Source organism: Lawsonibacter sp. LCP25S3_E2 (genome assembly GCF_052117285.1).
Taxonomy (GTDB): Bacteria; Bacillota; Clostridia; order Oscillospirales; family Oscillospiraceae; genus Lawsonibacter.
This window is the reverse complement of sequence record NZ_JBQKJL010000010.1, coordinates 1-16,161: the sequence shown is the minus strand read 5'-3', so window position 1 is coordinate 16,161 and position 16,161 is coordinate 1. Positions and strand designations below refer to the sequence as shown.

The 16,161-nt window shown below is 53.4% G+C and carries 16 protein-coding genes; 3 read left to right on the top strand and 13 right to left on the bottom strand.

What is annotated here, in order from left to right; translation table 11 throughout:
• Position 1: 1 nt before the first annotated feature.
• From ACTQ3R_RS10070 to ACTQ3R_RS10030, 9 genes are all read right to left on the bottom strand, one after another.
• Positions 2-1,081, bottom strand: coding sequence for an ABC transporter ATP-binding protein (locus ACTQ3R_RS10070; protein ID WP_441779117.1), 1,080 nt, complete (start codon positions 1,079-1,081; stop codon positions 2-4).
• Between the two features lie 16 nt (positions 1,082-1,097).
• Positions 1,098-1,982: an ABC transporter permease gene (locus ACTQ3R_RS10065; RefSeq protein ID WP_441779116.1), complete on the bottom strand. Its 885-nt coding sequence runs from the start codon at positions 1,980-1,982 to the stop codon at positions 1,098-1,100.
• 12 nt (positions 1,983-1,994) lie between these two features.
• Entirely contained in the window at positions 1,995-2,924 is a 930-nt protein-coding gene (locus ACTQ3R_RS10060; RefSeq protein ID WP_441779115.1) for an ABC transporter permease, read from the bottom strand.
• Positions 2,925-3,026: 102 nt separating this feature from the next.
• Positions 3,027-4,577: an ABC transporter substrate-binding protein gene (locus ACTQ3R_RS10055; protein WP_441779114.1), complete on the bottom strand. Its 1,551-nt coding sequence runs from the start codon at positions 4,575-4,577 to the stop codon at positions 3,027-3,029.
• Positions 4,578-4,634: 57 nt separating this feature from the next.
• Positions 4,635-5,003, bottom strand: coding sequence for a hypothetical protein (locus tag ACTQ3R_RS10050; RefSeq protein ID WP_441779113.1), 369 nt, complete (start codon positions 5,001-5,003; stop codon positions 4,635-4,637).
• Positions 4,984-5,730 (bottom strand): hypothetical protein, encoded by a 747-nt coding sequence (locus ACTQ3R_RS10045; RefSeq protein WP_441779112.1) that lies wholly within the window; start codon positions 5,728-5,730, stop codon positions 4,984-4,986. Before ACTQ3R_RS10045 ends, ACTQ3R_RS10050 begins: the two co-directional genes overlap by 20 nt.
• A complete protein-coding gene (locus ACTQ3R_RS10040) occupies positions 5,711-6,169 on the bottom strand; it encodes a RidA family protein (RefSeq protein WP_441779111.1) in 459 nt (152 codons plus the stop codon). The genes ACTQ3R_RS10045 and ACTQ3R_RS10040 overlap by 20 nt, the downstream gene beginning before the upstream one ends.
• A 14-nt stretch (positions 6,170-6,183) precedes the next feature.
• On the bottom strand, positions 6,184-6,582 hold the full coding sequence (locus ACTQ3R_RS10035; protein ID WP_441779110.1) for a VOC family protein: 399 nt from the start codon (positions 6,580-6,582) through the stop codon (positions 6,184-6,186).
• Between the two features lie 13 nt (positions 6,583-6,595).
• Positions 6,596-7,843 carry an aminotransferase class V-fold PLP-dependent enzyme gene (locus tag ACTQ3R_RS10030; RefSeq protein WP_441779109.1) on the bottom strand — a complete coding sequence of 416 codons (1,248 nt, stop codon included), beginning with the start codon at positions 7,841-7,843 and terminating at the stop codon, positions 6,596-6,598.
• A gap of 300 nt (positions 7,844-8,143) precedes the next feature.
• On the opposite strand from ACTQ3R_RS10030, the gene ACTQ3R_RS10025 reads away from it, so the two are divergent.
• Positions 8,144-8,827 carry a Crp/Fnr family transcriptional regulator gene (locus ACTQ3R_RS10025; protein WP_441779108.1) on the top strand — a complete coding sequence of 228 codons (684 nt, stop codon included), beginning with the start codon at positions 8,144-8,146 and terminating at the stop codon, positions 8,825-8,827.
• A gap of 95 nt (positions 8,828-8,922) precedes the next feature.
• Here the strand turns inward: ACTQ3R_RS10025 and ACTQ3R_RS10020 are convergent, their stop codons facing one another.
• The 3 genes from ACTQ3R_RS10020 to ACTQ3R_RS10010 all read right to left on the bottom strand — a co-directional run bounded on the left by ACTQ3R_RS10020 (position 8,923) and on the right by ACTQ3R_RS10010 (position 13,799).
• Positions 8,923-10,131, bottom strand: a complete 1,209-nt coding sequence (locus ACTQ3R_RS10020; RefSeq protein WP_441779107.1) for an MFS transporter — start codon at positions 10,129-10,131, stop codon at positions 8,923-8,925.
• Positions 10,132-10,250: 119 nt separating this feature from the next.
• Positions 10,251-12,215, bottom strand: coding sequence for an oxidoreductase (locus ACTQ3R_RS10015; protein WP_441779106.1), 1,965 nt, complete (start codon positions 12,213-12,215; stop codon positions 10,251-10,253).
• 87 nt (positions 12,216-12,302) lie between these two features.
• On the bottom strand, positions 12,303-13,799 hold the full coding sequence (locus ACTQ3R_RS10010; protein WP_441779105.1) for an alanine/glycine:cation symporter family protein: 1,497 nt from the start codon (positions 13,797-13,799) through the stop codon (positions 12,303-12,305).
• Between the two features lie 282 nt (positions 13,800-14,081).
• Here ACTQ3R_RS10010 and ACTQ3R_RS10005 point away from each other — a divergent pair, with 282 nt between their 5' ends.
• Together ACTQ3R_RS10005 and ACTQ3R_RS10000 are read left to right on the top strand one after the other, a co-directional pair.
• A complete protein-coding gene (locus ACTQ3R_RS10005) occupies positions 14,082-14,690 on the top strand; it encodes a hypothetical protein (protein WP_441779104.1) in 609 nt (202 codons plus the stop codon).
• On the top strand, positions 14,651-15,340 hold the full coding sequence (locus ACTQ3R_RS10000; protein ID WP_441779103.1) for a helix-turn-helix transcriptional regulator: 690 nt from the start codon (positions 14,651-14,653) through the stop codon (positions 15,338-15,340). The genes ACTQ3R_RS10005 and ACTQ3R_RS10000 overlap by 40 nt, the downstream gene beginning before the upstream one ends.
• A gap of 335 nt (positions 15,341-15,675) precedes the next feature.
• On the opposite strand, the gene ACTQ3R_RS09995 is transcribed toward ACTQ3R_RS10000, so the two are convergent.
• On the bottom strand, positions 15,676-15,984 hold the full coding sequence (locus ACTQ3R_RS09995) for a hypothetical protein (RefSeq protein WP_441779102.1): 309 nt from the start codon (positions 15,982-15,984) through the stop codon (positions 15,676-15,678).
• Between the last annotated feature and the right edge of the window lie 177 nt (positions 15,985-16,161).

The following is a 16,161-nucleotide window of genomic DNA, read 5'->3' as shown; positions in this document are numbered from 1 at the left end:
CTTATACCTCCTGTCCCGGAGTGGAATCGTCCGCCTGCTGGGGACGCAGGGCCATTTTCCCCTCCATGAGATGGCAGCAGATCTGGTGTGTGCCCTCCTGATAGGTGGGGCTGCACTCCTGCTTGCACCGCTCCATGCATTGAGGACATCTGGGGTGGAACTTACACCCTGCGGGCAAATCAGTGGGGTCGGGCATCAAGCCGGGAATGGGCTTAAGCCGCTCTGCCTCGTCGTCCAGGCGGGGCACCGAGTTGAACAGACCCACCGTATAGGGATGATGGGGCTTGGAGGGATCAAAGATGTCCTCCACAGTCCCGTACTCAATGATCTCACCGGCGTACATGATGGCCACGTCATCACAGGTCTGAGCCACCACGCCCAGATCGTGGGTGATCAGCAGCATGGAGGTGTTGAACCGCTGCTTCAAATCCTCCATCATGTCCAGCACCTGGGCCTGAATGGTCACGTCCAACGCTGTGGTGGGCTCGTCTGCGATGACCAGAGCGGGCTCACACACCAGCGCCATAGCGATGACCACGCGCTGCTTCATACCGCCGGAAAACTGGTGGGGATACTCATTTTTGCGCTCGGTGGGGATGCCCACCATGTCCAGGATCTGATCCACACGCCGGTCAATTTCCGGATCGCGCTTACGGCCGTGCTTTTTTCCGGGCTTTCCCGGTTTGCCCGGCTTTCCCTTTTCCAGCGCCTGGTGGAGCTCCAGAACCTCGGCGATCTGATCGCCGATGGTAATGACCGGGTTCAAGCTGCTCATGGGGTCTTGGAAAATCATCGAAATCTTTTCACCGCGAATGCGCAGCTGCATTTCCTCCAGAGACAGGCGCAGCAGATCCTCGCCGTCAAAGACGATGCTGCCGGAGCGGATGTTTCCGGTGCGCTCCGGGAGCAGGCGCAGAATGCTTTTTGCCGTGGTGGTTTTTCCGGCGCCTGTCTCACCTACAATTCCCAGGGTTTTGCCCCGGCGCACCTGAAGATCAATGCCGTTTACGGCACGGACAATACCTTCTTCGGTGTCATAGCTGACTTCCAGATTGCGGATGTCCAGTAAGATGTCGTTCATGATGCTCCCCCTTCCTTTATTTCAGCTTCGGGTCGAGGGCGTCACGAAGTCCATCGCCCAAGAAGTTACAGGCCAATACGGCCAGCATGATGGTCAGGCCTGGGAACAGAACCAGATGGGGATAATCCCGCATGAACTCCTGACCTTCCGTCAGAATGGAGCCCCACTCGGGTTCCGGGGGCTGAACGCCCAGGCCGATAAAGCTCATGGAGGCTGCGGTCAGAATTACGCCGCCCAAGGCCAGGGTGGCCTGCACAATGATGGGGCCCATTGCGTTGGGCAGGATATGCCGGATGATAATGCGGGCGGTAGAGGTGCCGCCGCAGCGGGCCGCTTCGATAAACTCGCTGTTCTTAATGGTCAGCACAGAGGAGCGGACGATCATGGCGAACTGAGGAATCAGTGAGATCATAATGGCCAGCAGCAAATTCATAACGCCCTGGCCCAGGGCAGACACCACGCAGATGGCCATCAAGGTAGAGGGAATGGCCATCAGTACGTCCATAAACCGCATGACGATGATGTCGGTCTTTCCACCGTAAAAGCCGGAAATCGCGCCCACGGCGCCACCGGCCACCATAGCGCCCAGTACCGACACAAAGCCGATAAACAGGGAGATCCGGGCACCATAAATGATGCGCAGCAGCAGGTCACGGCCGTAGCTGTCCGTTCCAAACCAGTGCTGCAGGCTGGGACCCTGATTTTTGTTCATCAGGTCGTGGATGATGATAGTATCATAGTCCACCACCAGACCCACCAGCAGGGAGGCCAAGATGATTCCCAAGATAATGATCAGACCACAGACGGCCAGCTTGTTTTTCAGCAGCTGATGCCAGATCATGCCCAGCTGAGAACGCTTTTTGGGCATTGCATGTGTGTTTTCCAAAGACTTTCTTGCCATGATACCACCTCCTCACTTCTGATACTGGGCCTTGATGCGGGGGTCCACATAGGCGTAAATAATATCAACGGCCAGGTTTACAAGGCCAAACAGAATGGCCAGCAGCAGGGTACATGCCATTACCGTAGGCACGTTTTGAGAGCGGATGGAGTTGATCAGCAGGCTGCCGATGCCGGACATACCAAACACAGATTCCGTAATCACAGACCCGGCCAGCATTCCGCCGAAGTTCACACCTACCACGGTGATCAGGGGGATCAGCGCGTTGGGCAGGCAGTGGCGGAAGATGATGCGCTGCTTGGAAGCGCCCTTTGCGTATGCGGTGGTGACATAGTCCTGCCGGATGACTTCCAGCATGGTGGAGCGGGTCATACGCAGCAAAGTGGCGAAGGTAGAGGCCGAGCTGGTAATGGCGGGCAGGATAAAGCAGGCGAAGGTATCCGAGCCGTAGGACGGAAGCCAGCCCAGCTGTGCGGAGAACAAGATGATCAGCATAAGACCCAGCCAGAAGGGCGGCACGGAAATGAATCCCAGTCCCAACACCGTGGTCAGATTATCGATCCAGGAGTACTGCTTCACCGCCGACAAAATGCCCAGCGGAAGGCCGATGATGGTGGCAAACAGTACGCTCAGCAAAGCCAGCTTCAATGTGGTGGGGAAGCGGGCGATGATCTCGTCCACCACGGGCTGTTTGCTGGTATAGGAGGTTCCGAAATCCCCGTGCAGGGCATCTCCCATGTAGTTTAAGTACCGGATGGGGATCGGATCGTTTAGTCCCAGTTCCTCGTTGAGCTGTTCAATCGCTTCTGGAGTTGCTTTTTCTCCCAGCAGCAGTCGGGCGGGGTTTCCGGGCATAAAACTCATGATGGTGAAAATGACAAATGACACACCAATGATAACTGGTATCATCAGCGCCAAGCGCTTGAGTATGTATTTATACATATAGGCGTCCCTCCTAAGGCACCCCGTTGCTAGGCTGCCGAGAACTTTCTGTTTTAAAATAGGCGATGGTACTTAAAAAGTACCATCGCCCGGCTGGAATGCTTATTCCCAGCTAAATTCGTACAGATTGTAGAAAGACCAGGGATTCGCAGTAACACCCTTGAGATCCTTGTTGGCGGCGATGTTTTTCGTATTCCAAATGGTGGGAATCATAGGCACTTCATTGCTGAGCAGGATCAGAAGCTCCTGATAGATCGCGGCGCGCTCGTTCTCATCCAGAGTCACACGGGCGGTCTCCAGCAGTTCGTCGACCTTAGGATTGTTGTATTTGCTGTAATTGCGGATTTCCATCTGGGAAGAGTGGACCGCAGTGTACAGCACCTCGTCGATGGTGGGCGCGGTGAAGGTACCGCCGTCTACAATAATGTTGGCAGTTCCGGAGACGGCAGCATCGTCAAATGCGGAGCGCTCCAGCTGGCTGATCTCGGCGTTGATGCCGATCTCCTTCAGAGAATTCTGAAGCACCTGAGCCAGTTTAGACGCCTTGGTATTGTAGAGGATGATCTTAATGGGGGTATTTCCATCGACGCCGGCCTTGTCAAAGAGCTCCTTGGCCTTTTCCAGATCATAAGGATACTTGGTCACATCGTCGGTATAGCCCAGGTACTCAGGAGTGGCGAAGGTATCCACAATGGTGCCGTCGCCGTCCATAATACCATACAGCATGGATTCCTTGTCGGTGGCATAGGCCATAGCCTGTCTGGCCTCCAGACTGTCAAAGGGAGCGATCGAGCAGTTGAGCTGGATGAAGTTCATGCCGAAAGCCTGGCCCTTGTGCAGCACCAGATTCTCGTTTTCTTCGATGCGCTTGAAGCTGCTCTGCTGTACGTCCACATAGGCGTCGATGTCGCCGGACTCCAGGCTGAGCACAGCGGAGTTGGCATCGGTGATGACCTGGTACACCACATTCTTGATGGGCACCTCGCCCATGTGGTAATACTCATTGGCCTTCAGAATGACCTGCTCGCCAACCTTCCAGTCCTCCACATAGTAGGGACCGGTGGTAACGGGCCGCTGGGCGTAGGCTTCCTCGCCCATGGACTCAAAGGCCGCCTTGGAGATAATACCGGCAGTGGGCAGCGCCATGGCAAACAGGAACTCGGGATAGGGACCGTCCAGCTTTACCTTTACGTTGCTGTCATCCACCTTCTCCACACCCACTACACGGGCAAAGCTGGGGACAGCCATGGGCATCTCCATGCCGCGCTGGAGGGAGAACACAACGTCATCCACCGTCATGTCGGTGCCGTCAGAGAACTTCACGCCGGACTTAATTTTAAAGGTATACTCGGTTCCGTCCTCAGAGATGGTCCAGCTCTCGGCGATGCAGGGGTTGATTTCATAGGTCTCGCTGTCCATGCGAACCAGGGGGTCGTAGATGGACAGGTTGATGCGCATGCCGTTGTCATTCAGATTGTTGTGCGTGTCAAAATTGGGAGTATCGCCATAGTGACCGATGATCAAGGTGTCCTTTGCGGTAGTTCCGGAGGCGCTTGCACCGGAGCTCTTGCTGGTATTGTCACCGCCTCCGCCGCAAGCGGCAAGAGACAAGGTCATTGCTGCGGCTAAAAGCAATGAGATTAGTTTTTTCATTGTGGTACCTCCTCCAATTTTTTTTAAACGTACAACCCGGTTGGCTGCAATTGAGAATTACTTAAACTGTGCCCACTGCTCCGTCTCCAGAGGCTGCCAGTACTCGGTGGTAACGGTCTCCAGATCGAAGAACTCCTGGTAGGGATCGACCTTCTTATAGGCCTCATAGGGACCGTCCCAATTTTTGCGGCGCTCCTTGTAGGCGTGATGGCCTTCCAGGGAGTCATACTCAAAGATCATGATAAACACGCCGGTGGGATTGCCCTCCCGGTCGGTCTGACGGTAATACTTGGCGCTGACCCACTCGGGGAACAGCTCCTTGTAATTGTCCTTCAGGAACTGGAACCAATCCCGGATGATCTGGTCATAAGCAGCGGGATCAATGTCCTTCTTCAGACGCCAAGTCTCATACTCTAAAAACCGCATGTTCAATTCCTCCTAAATTTGTCGTTTGATAATCCGTATGGTTTCTTCCCAGATATAACATTTGAATGGCGAGATTTACATCAAGGACGGGGATATGGTAAAGATTTGATATTTCACGGGCGAATGTGGTCAAATTGCTGCACTCCAGCAGGATTGCGCCGATGGTTTCATCCCGCTCCAGCAAAAGCTTGGCTGCGTTGCATACATCCTGGGCCATCAACTGGTAATCCTGGGGACAGGTTCCCTCCAGCACGACCTGGCGGAAATGAGGCTGGTCTTCCATGCCCTGAATGACCAGGCGGGAGGGATCTGCGTTGGCGCCCAGTAAATGCTGTGTGCTCAGCAGCTGGGAGTGACCGGTGATAATACCGATTTTTCGGTTCTTCCCAATGAGACATTGCGCCAAAGGAAGCAGCACCAGACTAGAGGAAATAATGGGAACGCTTACGCTCTGGGCCAGATCGGCCTGATAGAGTGCCATCAGGCCACAGTCTCCGGCGATGGCGGCTACGCCTTCCTGTTCCAGCTTTTGAGCCGCCATGCACAGGTGGTCACGCGCCTGGGGAGATCCGTGGATCAGATCCCGGTAGCTTCCCGGAACCATCCCATAGCGAATGGGAAAGGGGAAGGTTCCGGGCATGCCCGGATCGCCGACGATGCGGTCTCCGGCGCTTTCGAACATCAAAACCCCGATGGGGGCCGATGCATCAGGCCTTGATCTTTGCAATCAGTTCCACCTCGCAGCAGGCACCCAGGGGGAGGGCCGCGACGCCCACTGCACTGCGGGCATGTACACCACAGCTGCCAAATACCTTCCCCAGCAGATCGGAAGCTCCGTTTACCACCTTGGGCTGATCGGTAAAATCGGGCGCGCTGTTTACAAAGCCGCTGATTTTGACGATCCGCTCAATGCGGTCCAGGGACCCCAGGGCCTGCTTGATGGCGCCCAGGCAGTTCAGCGCACAGACCTGAGCGGCCGCGTAGCCCTGCTCCAGGTCCAGGTCCTGCCCCACCTTGCCGGTGTAGGCCAGTTTCCCGTCTACCATGGGCAGCTGGCCGGAAATATAAATCCAGCCGTCTTCCACGACACTGGGGGCATAGTTGGCAACCGGAGCGGCGAGCTGAGGAACCTCAAACCCCAGCTGCTTTACCTTGTCTTCGTACATGTTTGCCGACCTCCTCAAAAGAGCTTTTGCAGCTCGCCGGAGGTGAACTGTTCCACCTCAAAGTGGTAGCCCTCGGGGCCGGTGAAGAAAAACGACTCCAGAGCCATGTCCTTCACCTGCTTAATGGGGGACAGGCCTTCCACACCCTTTGCGCCCTCCAGAGCCTTGTGCACGTCATGGATGTTGCTGACGGTGAGGCTGATGAGCACGCTGCTGGTGGAATCCACCTGGATGGAACCGGAAGCGTTGTCCACCGCGCCCAGGAAGGATTTATCCTTCAGATGATAGACGCAGGCCCATCCTGGATCATAGGCTACGCTCAGTCCCAGCGTCTCGGAAAAGAATTCCTTGGCCTTGGGAAGGTCGTTAAAGTACAGGAACGTAATATTGGATGTTAAATCCAGCTTTGCCATTGAAAGTCCTCCTTTACCAGGGCTTTTTGTAATCGGGGGCGCGGCCTACTTCCGCAATCAGCTTCTTCAGGACGGCGGCCAGGTTGTCGATATCCTGATGATTGTTGAAGTACTGGCAGGAAATACGGAAGCCGCCCACATAATCGGTGAAGCGGTGGGCCACAAAAATGTTCTGGGCGTGAAGCTTCTTCAGAATGGCCCGCTCGGTATCCAGATCCTCAAAGATCCGGGCAATTACAATGCCGGCCCGGCGTCCGGGATCCTTGTGGGTGATAATGGTGGCTCCGATGGCCTCCAGCTGCTCCATGCAGTATGCGCTCAGCTCCTCCACACGGGCCTGGATGTTCTCAATGCCGATCTCATTGACCAGAGCCAGAGACTCGCCCAGAGCCACAGCGCCGGGATAGTTGGAGGTGCCGCCGATCTCAAACTTGCGGGCGGTCATGTCAAACTCCCAGTCGTTGACGGAGGAGGCAGCGGGATTCTCCCAATAGCCGCCCCAGCCCTCGGGGGGCTCCTTGGTGTTCAGGTAACCGTGATACACGCTCTTCAGCTTGGGCAGCGTCTCCTTGTTGATGTACAGCACGCCGGTGCCGAAGGGGGAGTTGAGCCACTTATGTCCGCCGGCCGTGAGAATATCCACATGGAACTGTTTGGTATCCAGCTTGTTGACGCCCAGCTCCTGGACGGCGTCCACCACCAGGAAAATGCCTCTGGACTTGCAGAAATCACCGATTTCCTTCAAATCCATCCGCCAGCCGTTGCACCACTCTACGGTGGACAGGACGATCAGCCGGGTGCGGTCATCACACAGCTTTGCAAAGTCCTCGGCGGTGAAGCGGGTGTCAGCGGTTTTGGCTACGCGGATCTCAATGTTCTTCTCCTTGCGCATAACGCACCAGGGAAGGGCCACCTGGATAAACTCCAGATTGGTGGTGATGATGTTGTCACCGTCCTGAAGCTCAATACCGTTGGCAGCGATGTTCAGGCCGTGAGAGGTGCTTTCCACCAGAGCAATCTCCTCGGGGTCTGCGTTCAGGAGCTTGCGGGCCTCTTCATAGGCCTTGTGCCGCTTGGCATCCATAGCGATATGGTGGGCACTGGAGTTTGCCTCGTCCTGGCGAGCGGAGAAGTCCGCCAGATCTTTCAGTGCCTGTACCGTGCGCTGGGGAGCGAAGCTGACGCAGGCTGCATCCAAAAATGTCATGGTCTCCAATACGGGCCACTCGCGCTTTCTGATTGCCTCAAAATCTACAGACATATTCGTTTCCTCCTGTAATTTTTTTGAAATCAGTGGTGTTCAACCTCTCTTGTCGTCTGTGGATTTAAAATAGCATAGATCAGGTTTGGGTTCTGTAAAATAATTTACAGTTTTCAGCTTTGTGCACAAAATATTTTTTCGTCAAAGGGCGAATTTATTTAAAATTACAGGTGAAAAAAACTCTTCTTATTTATAGTTTAGTGTGATATTATATACGACATGAATTAGAAATTATACAACTTTCCTCATTTGGATGTTCCGTGCATATAGCCGGAACGCGACTGTGATAGGAGTAAGTTTATGAATTTTGACGGTTTTTCTCCATGGCTTCGCCTGGACCCCAATTTACTGCACCCATTAGTGGAAAATCAGGCTGTGGTTCATCTGCGCAGGAAGCAGCCGATTTTCTATCAAGGGGATATGCCGCGCAGCGTTTATGTGGTAAAAGAGGGACGTGTATGCATCACTACATATTCACAGTCCGGCATTGAGCAGCAGCTCTATATCGCAGAACAGGGGGCACTGTTTGGAGAGCATTCCAGTTTGTTGGAAATTCCTCATACAACTTCTGCGGTCTCAATTGTAGATTCTACAATCTATGCCATTCCTCTGCACGAATTTCAGGCGAAGCTGGAACAGTTTCCGGAATTGACCAAATGTGTCCTGCAAATCATTTCCAGAAAGAATTCCTTACTGATCAAGCGGCTGTTATCACAATCTTCTTATGACTCCCTGCAGCGCATTGCCCAGGCCTTGCTGGATATTTCCCAGGAGTATGGGATTCCATCTGCCGAGGGAGTAGAAATTTCCATTCGGTTCAGCCATCAGGATGTGGCAAACCTTCTTCATACCAGCCGCGTCACGGTTACCAAAGCCTTTCAGTTTTTAAGCCAAAAGGGCATTATTATGAGGAAAAAAAGCCATGTTGTGATCTGTGATATGGACGCACTGTGCAAGCTGACGGCGGACAGCTGGCAGCCATAAGGGGAGCAAAACAGAAAAGAAAATGCTGATGTGGATCGGGCGGCAGATGTGCTGTGGCCCGATCCACGATTTTTATCATACGCAAAAAAGGAGAGTTACTGGGAGTTTGTCCCATCAGTTTGAGGACAGGAAGAGGACGCGCTTTGTATGTAAGTAAAACATAGACCGCCTGCCAGCATAACAAAAATCAGAACTGCAGACAGTGCGTGCCACCCCAGACACTGAATGATGCTGCCGGCGGCCGGAGGGCCCAGGAGCATGCCGCAGTTGCTGGCCAGGTTAAAAAGCGCGATGGCGGTTGGGAGGTCCTGAGCATTGCGGGGTGCCTGTGAGATCATGGTCCATAGGCAGGTGGAAGCAGCGCCCTCGAAAAACGGATAGATGAGGGCGAATGGAAGCATAGCAATGGGGCTTGGCATAAAAAATGCGGCGCCGGCCATGATCCCATATCCCCAGCAGGAAATAACGCCCATCTTTTTGCGAGATACCCGGTCGATAAGCCCACCGGCAATGATGACAGCGGGAATGGAGATCATGGCAAACAGGCTGATGAGCCAGTTTGCCTGTGTGGAGGTGAAGCCCAGCTGTTCCGTCCAGCAGCTGGGGGCCCAGGTAACAAATCCAAAGCATGCAAAGCAGAAGCAGAACATAGCCATACATGTGGCTAAAACGGGGAGCTGGACCATCACCCGGCGGATGGAAGCGGCAGGAGGTTCCTGCGTGCGCTGCGGGGTATTTTGGGTGCCCTCCTGGGGCAGATGAATGATGAGCTGGCTGGCAATGCCCATGGCTCCACAGAATATTATCCCCGCCCACCAGACGCCGTGCCAGTCCCAACGCTGGAGAATGGCTGGGGCGAAAAAAAAGCACAGTGCCTGGGCCACGAACTGCCAAGAGGACCAGATCCCGGTGGGAAGTCCGCGCTTTTCTATGGGAAAACAGTGGGCGATGATGGTCGGGACTGCCACAGCGATCATTCCAGCGCCAAATCCTTCTATCATGCGGCTGATGAGAAGGAGCGGGAACGTGCTGGCCCACAGGCCGATGATTCCGCCGGTTATGGCCGCGGACAAAGAGAGGACACAGGCGCGTTTGGCGCCCAACCAGCGGGTGAGCATAGCTGTTGGAAACGCCATCAGAATTCCCATGACACTGAACACAGAGGATAGCCAGCCCGCAGAAGCTTTATCAATGGCAAAGACATCCTGGAGCACTCCCAGACAGGGAACGACTTTGTTTTGTGCCGCAGCAATGGAAATTCCCGCCAAAATGGAGGTAATGGTTACCAACCACGGGCGATTCATATACGATTCCTCCTGATTGAAACGTCAAAATAAGGTGGCAAAGCAGCTCTCAGAAGAGGGAATGAGAGACTGCTTTGCCAAATAAATAAACTTGGAAAGAGGGTTCCCAAACTATTTCATTAGGGGATACACGCGGCTGCGCAATAACCGGTGCGCATGGCTTCCAAAATTTTGCCGGCCTTTCGGCTGTCACCGACAAATATCATTTCATCCACCAGTTCACTCCAAGGATCGTATTTGGCGCTGTTTGCTTTCATACCTGCAGCAATGAGAACGGTATCCGCTTCCAACAGCTGCTCTTCTCCGTGGGCGTTTTGAATTTTCACACCGCGCTCCTCCACGCAGAGTACTTTGGCGGAACAATAGGAGTGGACCGATTCCTCCAGCTTCTGCAGGAGATGGCGCCAGTGGATGTAAGGTGCGTCCTTGGCCAGAGCATCCTTCATTTCCACAATGGACACATCTTTGCCGCCCAGTGCCAGGCCCAGCCCCTCTTCACAGCCGGCCAGCCCGCCGCCAATGATGACCACCTTCTGGCCCACGGAAAGATCCTTTTTGAATAGATCTGTGATGTGATGTACATTTGGCCGGTCAATGCCGGGGATGGGGGGGATAATGGGCTCAGCACCACAGGCTACGATCAGCACGTCAGGTGCTTCGGAGCGGATGAGCTGCTCTGTTACCTCGGTATGAAGGCGAACTTCGATATTTGCTTCGCCTGCCACATTGGCGCGCATTCCGTCCAAAAATTCCACAATATCTTTTTTGAAGGAGATCTCTTTAGCGTATCCCAGGTTGGCCCCCAATTCTCCGCTCATCTCACACAAAACCACCTGATGCCCCCGGCGAGCAGCGGTGATCGCCGCTTCCATACCGGCAGGGCCTCCGCCGGCAATTAAAAATTTCTTGCTGCGGCGGATGGGGGCTTCGGAGCGGGTCGTTTCATATTCCCGGCCCAGGATTGGATTGACGGTGCAGCGCAGTACGCCGATGTCAAAGGGAACATGGGGGATAAAGCCGGCACTGATGCACTCCTCACAGCGGATGCACTTGATGATTTTATCTGCGTTTCCCTCTTTGGCCTTTCTGGGCCACTCAGGATCGGCAAGCATTTGGCGGGCAGCCAACACCAGGTCCGCCTTTTTCTCCCGCAAAATCTGTTCCATGTGGGCAGGATCGTTTAAACCACCGACCACAGAAACCAGGGAATGCTTCAAAACAGCTTTGATTTTGGCCGCGTTTTCTACGTTGCAGCCTCTGGGATAAAAGACCGTTGGGAACATGCGGGCCGCGGTATTGGTGTCGTGGAAGGTAGCGGCAGAGACGTGGATGATGTCCACCTTGCCGTCCAGCAATTTGCAGAATTCCACAACCTCGTCAATGTTCATGCCGCCTGGGGTGTCCTCTTCGCTGCTGAGACGATACTCCAAAATTAAGTTAGGACATTTTTGGTGTACCCGGTCTACCACCATCAGAGGGAAGCGGGCCTTGTTCTCAAGGGAGCCGCCGTAGTTGTCCGTGCGGTGATTATTCAAATCAGAGAGGAACTGATTGAGAAGCCAGCCATGTCCGCCGTGGATGTTGATAACGTCGCAGCCGGCAAATTGTGCCATAAAAGCTGCGTCGGCGTAGGCATCCGCGATCATGTTCATCATGTCCTCGTCCATCTCGATGACCGGATCGCCATAGAGGTTTGCCTCCATGGCACTGGGGCCGATGACATAGCCGCCGGGGGCCAAAAATTCCCCCTTGGCCCGACAACCGGCGTGGGTCAGTTCCACTGCCGCCAGGGCGCCTCCGCGATGGACAGAATCAATGGCCTGGATCAAAGAGGACAGGGTATTGGTGTCGTCCAGGTGGGGCATGGTGGGGTGTGCATGGTCAGTGAGACTGTGGACGCCTGCCTCACCCAGGGTTACTATGGCTGCCCCCCCTCGTGCGATTCGGCCATAGTGCTCAAAGGCCTCGCGGGTGTAAAAGGGAGACACGCCGCTGTGGTCAATGGGAGCGGACTCGATTCTGTTTTTAATATACACATTTCGGATTCTCAAGGGAGAAAACAAATGTGGAAAGTAGGTGTTCATAACAAAAATCCTCCTGAATATGCTGTGCCTTGGGATTGGGCCAAACCCGCAAGTTATGTAGGAAACGCGCAGAAAAGCAAGGTATGGTTACTGCTGAAGGGAGCGACCCTTTTCCTTGTTGATTTGTACCCACAAATCGGCGTTTTTGATGTTCAGAGCCACTGGGTCGAAAACGGGATGTTCAATGCCCGCTTTGCGCTGCTTATCATAGCTTCGCAGAGCCTTTACCGCGGGTCCGCAGATGATGACGATCAATGTGAGGTGCGCCCAGGTCAGAATACCGCCGCCGATATCCGTAATATTCCAGACTCTGGTAATGGGCCAGGAACTGGAAATAAACACCATGAAGAGGAAACACAGACGCAGAACATTCAAAATGGTCTTTTGAACGGCGCTGGGCAGCTTGGAAGCCAAATAGGTGATATGGATCTCGGCTTCCAGGTAATAGCTCATAAGAGAGGTAAAGGCAAAGGTGGTGATGAGGAAGGCCACGATGATTTCGCCCAGGGGGAGGACAGAGGCGATGGCGCTCTGGACATATGGAATGCCATCAGGCAGGCCGGGGAGGTACTCCACCATCATGTTTCCGTCTAAACCAAGGACGTTGTAGCAGTTTGTGCACAGCATGCAAAGGGCGGAAATGGTGCACACCACCAGGGTATCAATGTAGACGGACAGGGCCTGAACAAGACCCTGATCACAGGGATGATCCGCATCCACCGCGGCGGCGGGAGCGGTGCCGGTGCCCTGACCGGCTTCGTTGGAATAAATGCCCCGGCGCACGCCCCAGACCAGGGCGGTGCCCATCATGCCGCCGAATGCGGAGCGGGGATTAAAGGCGGAAGAGAAAATGAGGCCAATGGTGCCAGGCAGCCGGGAAAGATTGGCGCCAATGAGGATTACCGCAATGACCAGATAAACAATGCACATCACCGGAACAATTTTGCCCGCCAAATCAGCCAGACGGCGGATACCGCCGAAGATAATCAGCGCCATGGCCACGGCAATCATGAGACCCACGATCCATGCCGGGATATGAAAGGCGTTTGCTACTGCGGTGGATATGGTGTTGGACTGGACACAGGGGTTTCCGAATACGTTGCTCATTACCAGAATTACCGCCATGGCAGTGCCAAACCACTTGATCCCCATGGCACGTTCGGCATAATAAGCCTGTCCGCCAATGTACGTACCGTCCTCTTTGCGTGTCTTATAGATCTGCGCCAAGGTACACTCGATAAAAGCGGAGGCAGCGCCCAGAATAGCACTCATCCACATCCAGAAAATGGCACCGGGGCCGCCCATAAAGATCGCCGTTGCCGTGCCGGCAATGTTGCCGGTGCCGACGCGGCCGCCCACAGCCAACATAAGAGCCTGTAAATTCGAAATGCCTCGTTCTTGATTGGAATCGTCGGAATGGAACAGCAGCTTGAACATTTGCGGGATACAGCGAAACTGTACGCCCCGCGTCATTATGGTAAAAAACAGACCGATGGCCAGCAGAACCCAACAGATATTGTCATGCCACACAATACCGACAATTGCGCCTGTAATGTTGTCAAATGCACTCAGAAAAGCGTTCACAAAATCCCTCCTAAATGATTGCGCAGGTGTTAGGTTTTCCGTTCACAGGGGTATAACTTTTCCGAATTCGGTGACGCAAGTATACTGCATTTAGGAGGGGGTGAATATTCAAAAAATTTTTGTCAAATTATAATATATTTTGATTTAACGAAAAATAATATAATTTTACTCAATATATCTCGAAGAAATTTATATAAGTTGACGGTGTTTATCTTGATGAGACCGATCTGCTGTGGTATGATGGGACAAAAAATTGTTCTTTTTTGTCTGGAGGTAAGATCAGTGAGCTCGTTACTTTCCCTCCCGGCCACAATTGAGCAGCAGCTTTCCTATTGGAAGTGGGATTTTACGTCGTTGGATCTGTTTTCCGGGGAATTGGCGTACAGTTTGATCTATGACAATGTCCGCCCAGACCGGATTCAGGAGGCGCTGCAGACGGTGGGTATGGATACCTTACCAAATTATTTTATTTTAATTCAGATTGATGACTATTTGGCCATTTCCAAACAGTTGGAGATTACAAGGGAATTTTTTCAAAAGGATTTGGTGGTCAATACCATCCGCTCCTGCTTGGAAAATCTTCAGGTGCCTGGGTTTGCGGCAAATTTAATTAACTCGGACCGGGTCATTTGCTTTCTGTGCCTGGAGGAACTTCCACTTGAGCCGGTGGAAGACTTTCTGGGTTTTTTGTCTCGGAAATCCGACGCAGGGTCTACCTTCATACTTCATATACCCTATCGGTCAGCACCAGCGGACGGTGTACCAAACTGTCCCATTTTCCTGCTATGTATGTCCAGGTTGAGCAAGCGCTCAATCGCAGCTTTTATTGTGGGCAGGGCGCCGATTTATGTGTGCAGACGATCGATGCTTCTGCGGCCCCCATTGATATGAAGAGCCATTACAGCAGTTTGCTGGCTGCCATCAGTCAACATGACCACAGCTTAATGCGGCAGCGGGTCGATCTTCTGTTTCGTGATCTGAATGAAGCGCAGTTTCTGCCGCAACGCGTTCGCATTGAAGTGATTCGCTTGATCTGCCGGCTGGAAAGCCACTGTCTGGAGTGCGGCATTCCGGAAGGGACGGTGGAGGGGATTTCCCGCCATGCTTCGGAAGAGATTTTGTCCAGTCCATTCTTTTTAGGCATACAAGCCTTATTTTCTGCCTTTTGTGAGCAGGTGTCCTATTGTCTGGAGCGGTATACTATAAGTGGAAGCTGTGAATTGGAAGCTTCTATCAAAGCCTATATTGCGGAGCATTATAGACAGAATATTCGTCTGCAAGATATTGCGGAGACGTTTCATTTCAGTTCCAGCTATTTTACTCAAGTGTTCAAAAAGCATTTTGGGATGACTTTGACCGAGTATGTAACCCAATTTCGGGTGGAAAAGAGCCAGCAACTGCTGCTGGAATATAATCTTCCGGTGGAAGCGGTTGCGGCCGAGGTTGGATTTAATAGCTATAGCTATTTTTGTACGATTTTTAAGAAACTGTCGGGGATGACGCCAAAAGAATACAGAACCTGCATGGTACATGCGGGATAAAAATGTGCAGGGGGATTTCTGAGCGGCCAGTGTGCCGCAGACGGTAGGTTTGCCGGACCCAGGGGCCAGGGAGAGACTAGAGTCCGTTTGGAAGAAAATAAGCTGACAGCAGCGCAGGCGGCGATGGTATCTTGAAAGCTTTATTTTGCTTAGGGGCGTGCCGGCTGATCCAATACATATTGGCCGCATCGATAAGCCGAATGAGAGGGCTGATGGGGGAGACCGCAGGATTGGCTGCTCTTTCTTGTATATTTGGGGAAATGGGCACCGGAATTGATTTCCGGTGCCCATTTTATTGATGTTTGGTATGCTGAGCAGACAGAGGGGCTATGAAATCATACCTCCTGGGCAGCGGGGGCCTTGGTGCACAGACTGACAATTACATAGACAATTGCGGAGGGGATGATGGGAAGAATAGCGCCGGGAATGATTCCGGAGCCGGGCAGTACGACGCCCAGGTTCGTCACGACTACCGTCACAACACCGGCAATGGAGGCGGCAGCTGCACCCGTTGCGTTACCGCGCTTCCAAAGCACGCCGCCCACAAAGGGGACAAAACAAGAGGCGGCCAGGAACGCATACACGGAGTTCAGCAGTCCCAGGATACTGCTGGAGGCAAGGGCCAGAGCGGTGGAAGTGAACATAAAGCCGACATTCACGATCAAAGTGATGGTTTTCAGCTGAGATTCAGAGGGAGTCTTCTTCAGTGCTGCGAATTCCAGTCAAACGGAGCGCCCGTTCCGGAGGAACGGTGCGCCCATTCCAACGCAAACGGCGTAGCCGTTCCATTCCAAACGGCGTGAAGCGCCGTCCATCCGTTC